At 71.6% G+C, this 6,811-nt stretch carries 7 protein-coding genes; 4 read left to right on the top strand and 3 right to left on the bottom strand.

Translation table 11 applies throughout. The annotated features are described in order from the left end of the window. Window positions 1–171: 171 nt before the first annotated feature. The 4 genes from H0487_RS11380 to H0487_RS11365 all read left to right on the top strand — a co-directional run bounded on the left by H0487_RS11380 (window position 172) and on the right by H0487_RS11365 (window position 3,431). Window positions 172–759 (top strand): serine O-acetyltransferase, encoded by a 588-nt coding sequence (locus H0487_RS11380; RefSeq protein ID WP_183094352.1) that lies wholly within the window; start codon window positions 172–174, stop codon window positions 757–759. Between the two features lie 138 nt (window positions 760–897). Next, window positions 898–1,263 (top strand): hypothetical protein, encoded by a 366-nt coding sequence (locus H0487_RS11375; protein ID WP_183094351.1) that lies wholly within the window; start codon window positions 898–900, stop codon window positions 1,261–1,263. Continuing rightward, a complete protein-coding gene (locus H0487_RS11370) occupies window positions 1,205–1,966 on the top strand; it encodes an ABC transporter ATP-binding protein (RefSeq protein WP_312855911.1) in 762 nt (253 codons plus the stop codon). The genes H0487_RS11375 and H0487_RS11370 overlap by 59 nt, the downstream gene beginning before the upstream one ends. Beyond that, window positions 1,959–3,431 carry an FtsX-like permease family protein gene (locus tag H0487_RS11365; protein ID WP_183094349.1) on the top strand — a complete coding sequence of 491 codons (1,473 nt, stop codon included), beginning with the start codon at window positions 1,959–1,961 and terminating at the stop codon, window positions 3,429–3,431. The genes H0487_RS11370 and H0487_RS11365 overlap by 8 nt, the downstream gene beginning before the upstream one ends. Before the next feature lie 19 nt (window positions 3,432–3,450). Here the strand turns inward: H0487_RS11365 and H0487_RS11360 are convergent, their stop codons facing one another. From H0487_RS11360 to H0487_RS11350, 3 genes are read right to left on the bottom strand one after another with little or no spacing between them, the layout of a single operon-like run. Further along, on the bottom strand, window positions 3,451–4,656 hold the full coding sequence (locus H0487_RS11360) for a glycosyltransferase family 61 protein (RefSeq protein WP_183094348.1): 1,206 nt from the start codon (window positions 4,654–4,656) through the stop codon (window positions 3,451–3,453). Further along, a complete protein-coding gene (locus H0487_RS11355; protein WP_183094347.1) occupies window positions 4,653–5,717 on the bottom strand; it encodes a glycosyltransferase family 2 protein in 1,065 nt (354 codons plus the stop codon). Before H0487_RS11355 ends, H0487_RS11360 begins: the two co-directional genes overlap by 4 nt. 7 nt (window positions 5,718–5,724) lie before the next feature. Then, the gene (locus H0487_RS11350; RefSeq protein ID WP_183094346.1) at window positions 5,725–6,750 is read right to left on the bottom strand and encodes a glycosyltransferase family protein; all 1,026 of its coding nucleotides are present in this window, start codon (window positions 6,748–6,750) and stop codon (window positions 5,725–5,727) included. Window positions 6,751–6,811 lie beyond the last annotated feature (61 nt).

The following is a 6,811-nucleotide window of genomic DNA, read 5'->3' as shown; positions in this document are numbered from 1 at the left end:
CAGCAGTCGCGGCCGCCGGTCGGCGCCGACCACGAAGTCCTCGAAGGCGAGCAAACGAGGCTCGCGTCGGGCCGTCCCGGCTGACAAGGCGGCGCCGCTGCCCCCGCCGCCTCCGCCGGCCGACGACAGCGGCAGCCACAAGGCTCCTTCCGCCTGACGACCTGACTCCCCATGCTGAGCACCATCGAGGCCGACCTGCGGGCCAACGTCGACCACACGCGTCGTACCGGGCTGGGCTTCTGGGCCTGGGTCATCGGCAAGGCCGTCGTGACCCCGCAGGTCCAGGTGGTGATCCTGCACCGGTTCGCCTCGGCGCTGGCACGGACGCCGCTGCGGCCGCTCGCGTTCGTGCTGCGCTCGATCGGCCTGGTCTGGTCCGGCGCGGAGATCCACCCGGACGCGACGCTCGGACCGGGCTTCGCCCTGGTCCACTCCAACGGCATCGTCATCGGGCCCGGGGTGGTCACCGGTGTCGACTGCCGGCTCAACCCGGGGGTCGTCCTCGGCGAGCCCGGGCGCGGCAGCTCGGGCGACTACGGGTTCCCGGCGCTCGGTGACCACGTCACGATCGGCGCGCACGCGGTCGTGCTCGGCACGGTGAGGATCGGCCACGGCTCGGTCGTCGGCGCCAACTCCGTGGTCCGCGGCGACGTTCCCGACAACGTGGTCGTCATCGGGTCCCCCGCCAAGATCGTGCGTCGGCTGGTGCCCTACGCCGAGGACCCGAGCCGCGCCACCGCGCAGGTCACCGACGCCTGATCCTCGTCCTCGACGAGCGCTCCGGCGACCACCGCTGCTTGACCGCGACGTTCGCTTCACCTAATGTCCCATTCAGGATGTTCGATTTCGAAGGATCCCGCCGGGAGGGGCAGGCCTCGAAGATCCAAGGGGGAAGGGATGCGAGTTCGATCCATCAGTGCGTCAGGGACGGCCACGCTCGTCCTGCTGGCCCTGACCACCGTGACCGCTCAGGCAGCCACGGACGTCGGCTGGTTCTACAACGACGCCGATCACGACGCCAAGGCTCGCTTCAGGGCATACGGCGAGCACATCGATCTGTGCAAGCTCAACAAGGCGAAGGTGTTCGTCGAGTACGGCGTGGCTGGCGGCTCGATCAGCCGCACGTACTACGACGGCGACGTCGACTCGTGCAAGGACATCAACTGGGCTGCCGCCGAGGGCAAGGCGATCCAGATCAGGGTCTGTGAGCAGAAGACCTGGGCGCCGGACGACTGCAGCGCGTGGAAGTACGGCACGGCGTGACTCCACCGTTCGCATCTCGGTGACAGATGCCAGTGGCTCGTGTCTGCTCCGGGCCGCGGACCTTCACCTGTCGTTCGGCCCGGCGAGAGCGTTGGCCGCGGCCTCGTTCACGCTGCGGGCCGGCGAGATCGTCGCAGTTGTCGGTCCCTCAGGGTCGGGGAAGTCGACTCTGCTGCACTGCCTGTCAGGGATGGTCGTGCCGGACGAGGGCGAGGTGTGGTTCCACGGGTCGCCGGTCCACACGATGTCGGAGCACGAAAGATCGGTACTGCGTCGCACCAGGTTCGGCGTGCTCTTCCAGTTCGGACAACTGGTGGCTGAGCTGACCGCCGAGGAGAACGTGGCACTACCGCTCCTGCTCGCCGGCAGCCGTAGGAGGAGCGCGCTTCGAGCGGCGGCCGAACAGCTGGATGCCGTCGGAATTGGCGACCTCGCCCGTCGCCGCCCGACAGAGATGTCGGGCGGCGAGGCTCAACGGGCCGCGCTCGCCCGCGCGCTGGTCACCGAGCCGGAGGTGCTCTTCGCCGACGAGCCGACCGGCGCGCTGGACAGCGCGGCGGGAGCGTCGGTGCTCCGCCTGATCGAGGGTGCCGCGACCCGTCACGGGACCGGGGTCGTTCTGGTCACCCACGACCAGGACGTCGCTCGAGTCGCCCACCGCCGCGTCGCGATGGCCGACGGGAGGTCGACCGTCGATGCTTAGGCGGCTGCGGCTCCTCCTGTGGCTGGCCACCCGCTGGGATCGCACCGATCTGCTCCGCGTCGCCGCCACTGGTGCCGTCGGAGCGGTCGCGGAGGCCGTCGTGCTCGCACTTCTCGCGGTGCTGGCTGTCGGCACCGACGACGGCCCGTACCGCTACGACGTGCTCCAGGACGCATCGCTGCGTCGCGGCACAGTGCTCGCCCTCGCGGTACTGGTGGCCCTCGTCGCACTGCTGGCCGCCCAATGTGCTCGGATCGGCGCCACCGCGCGGGACCGCCGACTCGCCGCCCTCCGATTGACCGGCGCCACCCCTGTCGACGTCCGGCTTGTCGTCGCCCTCGAGACAGGCATCTCGGCCCTGGCCGGCTCAGCGACCGCCCTCATCGCGACCTCGCTCGGCCGCGCTCAGCTCGATGTGATCACCACCGCCCACGGCACCTACCGCGAGATCACGCCCATGGGGCCCGACACCGTGCGCATCGACATCCTCCGCGGACAGGTCCGCCTGCTGCCGACAGACGTCGCTCTGCCACTCTCGCTGCACCTCATCGCACTGCTCGTGACACCTGCATTGGTGACGGCGTTCTGCGTGCTCGTCACTCGCAGGGTGTCGGTGTCGCCGTTCGGGGTGGTCCGTCTCTGGCGCACCGAACCTCCGAGGCAGTGGCCGGCAGCCTGCGGCCTCGCCGGCCTCGTGATCCTGTCGGTGTTCGGCGGCCTCCAGTCCGCCGTCGGTCTCGCGGACGATTCCACGCCTGCTTCCGTCACGATCGTCGCGACCGCGATGATCCTGACCCTCGCCGGCCTGATCGCAGGCAGCGCCACCTGCGCGCACGGCCTCGGTCGTTGGATCGCCGAGCACACGAGATCGGCCGGGCTGCTGATCGCCTCCCGCCGCCTCGAGCACACCCCGTACGTCGCCGGTCGCTCCTCCTCGGTGGTCCTCGGGGTGCTGCTGGTCGGCGGGTTCGTCCTGGGGTTCGGCGAGTGGCTGGCGGTGGCCGCGCCACCGGAGCAGAACAGCTTCTACGCCGACACCATGGGACTGGTGCGGGTGGTTCTCGCGGCCGCCCTCCTGATGAGCCTGGTCGGGGTGATGATCTCAGCCGCTGAGGCGGCGGCCCTTGCTCGGCCGTCGACCGCCGGCCTGGTGGCGGCCGGCGTACCCCGCCCGACGCTCCGTCGCGCACTGCTCGTCCAGGCGGTCCTGCCGCTGACCCTGATGGCACCGGGTGCCGTCGCGTCCGGCGTCGTCGCGGCGCGAGGCGTCCTGGGCACCAGCGACACCCGCTCGCTGGGGACGGTCGCCCACGAACGACTGGTCGTCCTGCCTGTCGAGGTCCCCTGGCTGGGCGCGTTCGCGCTCGTCGTCCTCGCGGTGGGCGTGGCGACCGGACTCAGCATGCTCACGCTTGCCTGCACTCGGACCGACCTCGACATCACCGCGATCCGCACGACGGCCTGATCGACCGCCGGCCGCCGCCTCACATCCCGAGCAGCAGGTCCAGCTCGGCGAGGACGGCCGCGACCGGGATGTCGATGTCGTCGACGATGCCGGTGGGCTCCTTGCCCTCGGGGAGGACTCCTGTGCCCACCAGGTAGCGGTAGTGGACGCCCCCGATCGCCTCGGCGATCGTCCACAGCCCCAGGTGCACGTAGGTGCCCGCGAACATCTCCAGGACCCGGACCCCGGGACGGCTCCAGGTGAGGTTGGTCAGCGCGGCGCCGTGCGGCGCGATGATCACCTCGGCGCCGTGGAAGACGTCGATCTGCTCCTGGACGCTCAACGTGCCAGGGTCGAGCATGACGAAGCCGCGCTGCTCCAGCAGCGGCCACAGCTCAGGCTCCTGGAGGTAGCGCCGCCCTCCGGGCTGCTGGCCGCGGGAGAGGTACAGGTGGGTGGGCGTGCCGGTCGCGCCGCTCGGGGGAAGCCGCTTGCGCAGCCACTCGGTCGCTGAGCGCGGGGCGAGGAGGTCCTGGTTGGGGGTGCTCGGCACCAGCAGCCGGTCCGCCCGGACGGTGCGGTCTGCTCGCGGCTGGACGTAGGGGCCGGGGATCCCGGCGAGCTCGAGGATCTGGCGCTGGTAGCCCGATCCGTGCGGCACGACCACGCCGTCGACACGCTCGCCCGGCATCGCCTCCTCGAAGATGCCGTAGCGAGCCACGGCGTCGTACAGGAAGTGGTAGTAGTTCACGACCGTGCCCCGGGTGGTGAGGCTGAGCAGGGTCCCCTCGTGCTGCTCGACCTCGGGCAACCGCGGGCGGAGGAAGACCGGGTGCTCGCGCCAGCTCTGGAGCCCGAAGTAGCCGGAGGTCTGGTAGTCGAGGATGCCGCCCGGGGTGACGCTCGCCCCGAAGTCGCCGACCAGCCGGCCGTCGCGGATGTCGAGCACGTAGCGCGCGGGCACCTCGGCGTGCCGGCCCTGCTCGAAGACCCAGTGCGCGGGAGGCGTTCCCTGGGCGGGGCCCCGCTCGAGGACCTCGACCGGTCCGGCCGGGTGGAGCGTGACCGCCCCGGGCTCGCGCTCGGCGGTCGTGACCGACGCGGTGGTCGCCGTGCGCGGCAGGCCGCGGACGCCGAGCAGCCGGCCGAACGGGCGGTAGGCCATCCCGGCCAGCACCGACAGGAGCCGGTGCAGCCGCTTGAGCAGGGGCCAGGCGGGCTGGAGCCGAGCCGGCAACCGGCTCACTTGTTCACCACGCGGCGCACGACCCGCCACACCACCGGGATCTCGATGAAGCGGCGCACCAGCGCGCGCATCCACAGCGGGCGGATCAGCTTGCGTGCCAGCCGGGAGAGCCGGCCATCGGTGCGCAGCAGGACCAGCTCGAGCTCCCCCTCGATGGCGCGGTTCAGCTCCACGACGGACGGGTGCACGAGCGGGAAGTCCAGGGAGGAGGACGGGACCGGCTTCTTCGACGCCCGGGTGTGGGTCGCGCCCTCGCCGTAGCCGTCGTGCTCGACCAGGTTGACCCGCGGCATGATCGAGAGGCCCTGTCGCGACATGATCGTCACCCACCAGTGGTGGTCCCAGCCGTAGCGGTCGCCGTCGGGCTCGGTCGACACGAACGTGAAGTGCTTGCGGGCGGCGTCGGTGATGAGCGCCTCCGGGTGCGGCACGGCGACGTGGGTGCGCTGGGCGTCCGCCGTGCGCGGTACGTCGTCGACGCGATCCTCGGCGCCGGCATGGTCGCGGTTGAACTCCGCGCGGTGGTCGTGCCACCGGTCGGCCCACGTCGCCCAGCCCCAGACGCTCGCCCAGGTGCTGAAGCCGTAGCTGTCCTCGCCGAACATGGCGGGCGGCACCAGGTGGGTGTCACCACCGATCTGCCACACCCGCTTGTCGTCGGCGTAGCGCTCGAGGAGCTCCTCGGCGTACCGGAAGAACGACGGGTCGGGGATGCAGTCGTCCTCGAGCACGATCGCACGGTCGACCTGGGAGAAGACCCAGTCGAGACCGAGCTCGACGTTGGCCTCGAGCCCGAGGTTGCGCTCGGCGAGCTTGCGCTCCACCTTCACCGGCCAGTCGATCTCGTCGAGGAGCGCGCGCACCTCGGCGCACCTCTCGGCCTCCTCGGCGCGGCCCGGCCGCGGACCGTCGGCCACCACGAAGAGCTGCTCGGGCTGCACGCTGCGGAGCACGTCGAGGTTGCGGCGCGTGACGTCGGGCCGCCGGAAGGCGATCAGGACGACCGGCGTCCTGAGGGCCTGCGCGGGCGGCTGCAAGGGGGGCTGCTGGGGGTCAGCCACGATCAGCTCAGCTCCTCTGGGTCATCCGGGAGGCAACCCGCGCGGCACTCTTCGCGGGACGACTGTTGACCGCCGCCCGAGCGGCGCGGCGCAGTCTAGGGGACTTGATGAGCTTGCGGCCCAGCCGGGCCGCGGGGCCGCCGACGCGGTTGAGGTGGAGCTCGAGCTCGCGCTCCACGTCGGGGTCGAGGGCGACCTGCGGCGGGTGGGACAGCGGGAACGCCATCGGCTCGGCCGGGTCGTCCTCACGCCCCGGCGAGTAGCCATGGGTGGCGTCCTCGCCGAAGCCGCTGTTGACGACGAGGTTGCCGGCCGGCGCGACACAGAGCCCGCCCTCGCTCATGACGGTCAGCCACCAGTGCTTGTCCCACCCGTGGGTGACGACGTCCGCCGAGGCCGCGGCCTCGGTGAAGTGCTTCCGGCCCGCGCGGGTGACGAGGGTGCCCGGCGCGGGGACGGCCGGCCGGGTGCGGACCGGGGCGTCGCCCGCGTCGGTCGCGGAGCGGCGGACGTGGTCCCGGGTGAACACCGCGCGGTGCTGCTGCCAGCGGTCCGCCCAGGTCGCCCAGCCCCAGACGCTCGCCCAGCTCGCGAAGGCATAGCTGTGGCCCTTGTAGAGACGAGTCGGCACCCCGTGCCGGTTGCCGGCGACCTGCCACACCCGGGCGTCGTCCCGGTAGCGCTCGAGTAGCTCCTCGGCGAAGCGGAAGAACGTCGGGTCCGGGGTGCAGTCGTCCTCGAAGACGAACGCCTCCGACACCTGGGAGAAGACCCAGTCGAGGCCGAGCTCGACGTTGCCCTCGACGCCGAGGTTGACCTCGGAGAACCGTCGGTCGACCTGGCAGGGCCAGTCGATCTCGTCGAACACCGCACGGGTCTCGGCGCAGAGCGCAGCGTCGTCGGGACGGTCCGCGCGGGGACCGTCGGCCACCAGGAAGACCCGCTCGGGAGCAGCCTCCCGGATGGCGGCGAGAGTACGACGAGCCAGGTGCGGGCGGTTGAACGCGATCAGCACGACGGGGGTCGAGAGCACGGGAACGGGGGTCCTTCCGGTCAGGGCGTGGAACATTCCACCATCCCCCGGACTCTGACCT

It is taken from the genome of Nocardioides stalactiti, from assembly GCF_014180715.1.
In the GTDB taxonomy this organism is placed as follows: Bacteria; Actinomycetota; Actinomycetes; order Propionibacteriales; family Nocardioidaceae; genus Nocardioides; species Nocardioides stalactiti.
The sequence above is the reverse complement of the archived record's forward strand: the minus strand, read 5'-3'. Positions and strand labels throughout refer to the sequence as shown.

Bases quoted from the DNA above. Each gene is read 5' to 3' on its own strand.
- H0487_RS11380 (WP_183094352.1), top strand. From the start codon at position 172: ATGCTGAGCACCATCGAGGCCGACCTGCGGGCCAACGTCGACCACACG.
- H0487_RS11375 (WP_183094351.1), top strand. From the start codon at position 898: ATGCGAGTTCGATCCATCAGTGCGTCAGGGACGGCCACGCTCGTCCTG.
- H0487_RS11365 (WP_183094349.1), top strand. From the start codon at position 1,959: ATGCTTAGGCGGCTGCGGCTCCTCCTGTGGCTGGCCACCCGCTGGGAT.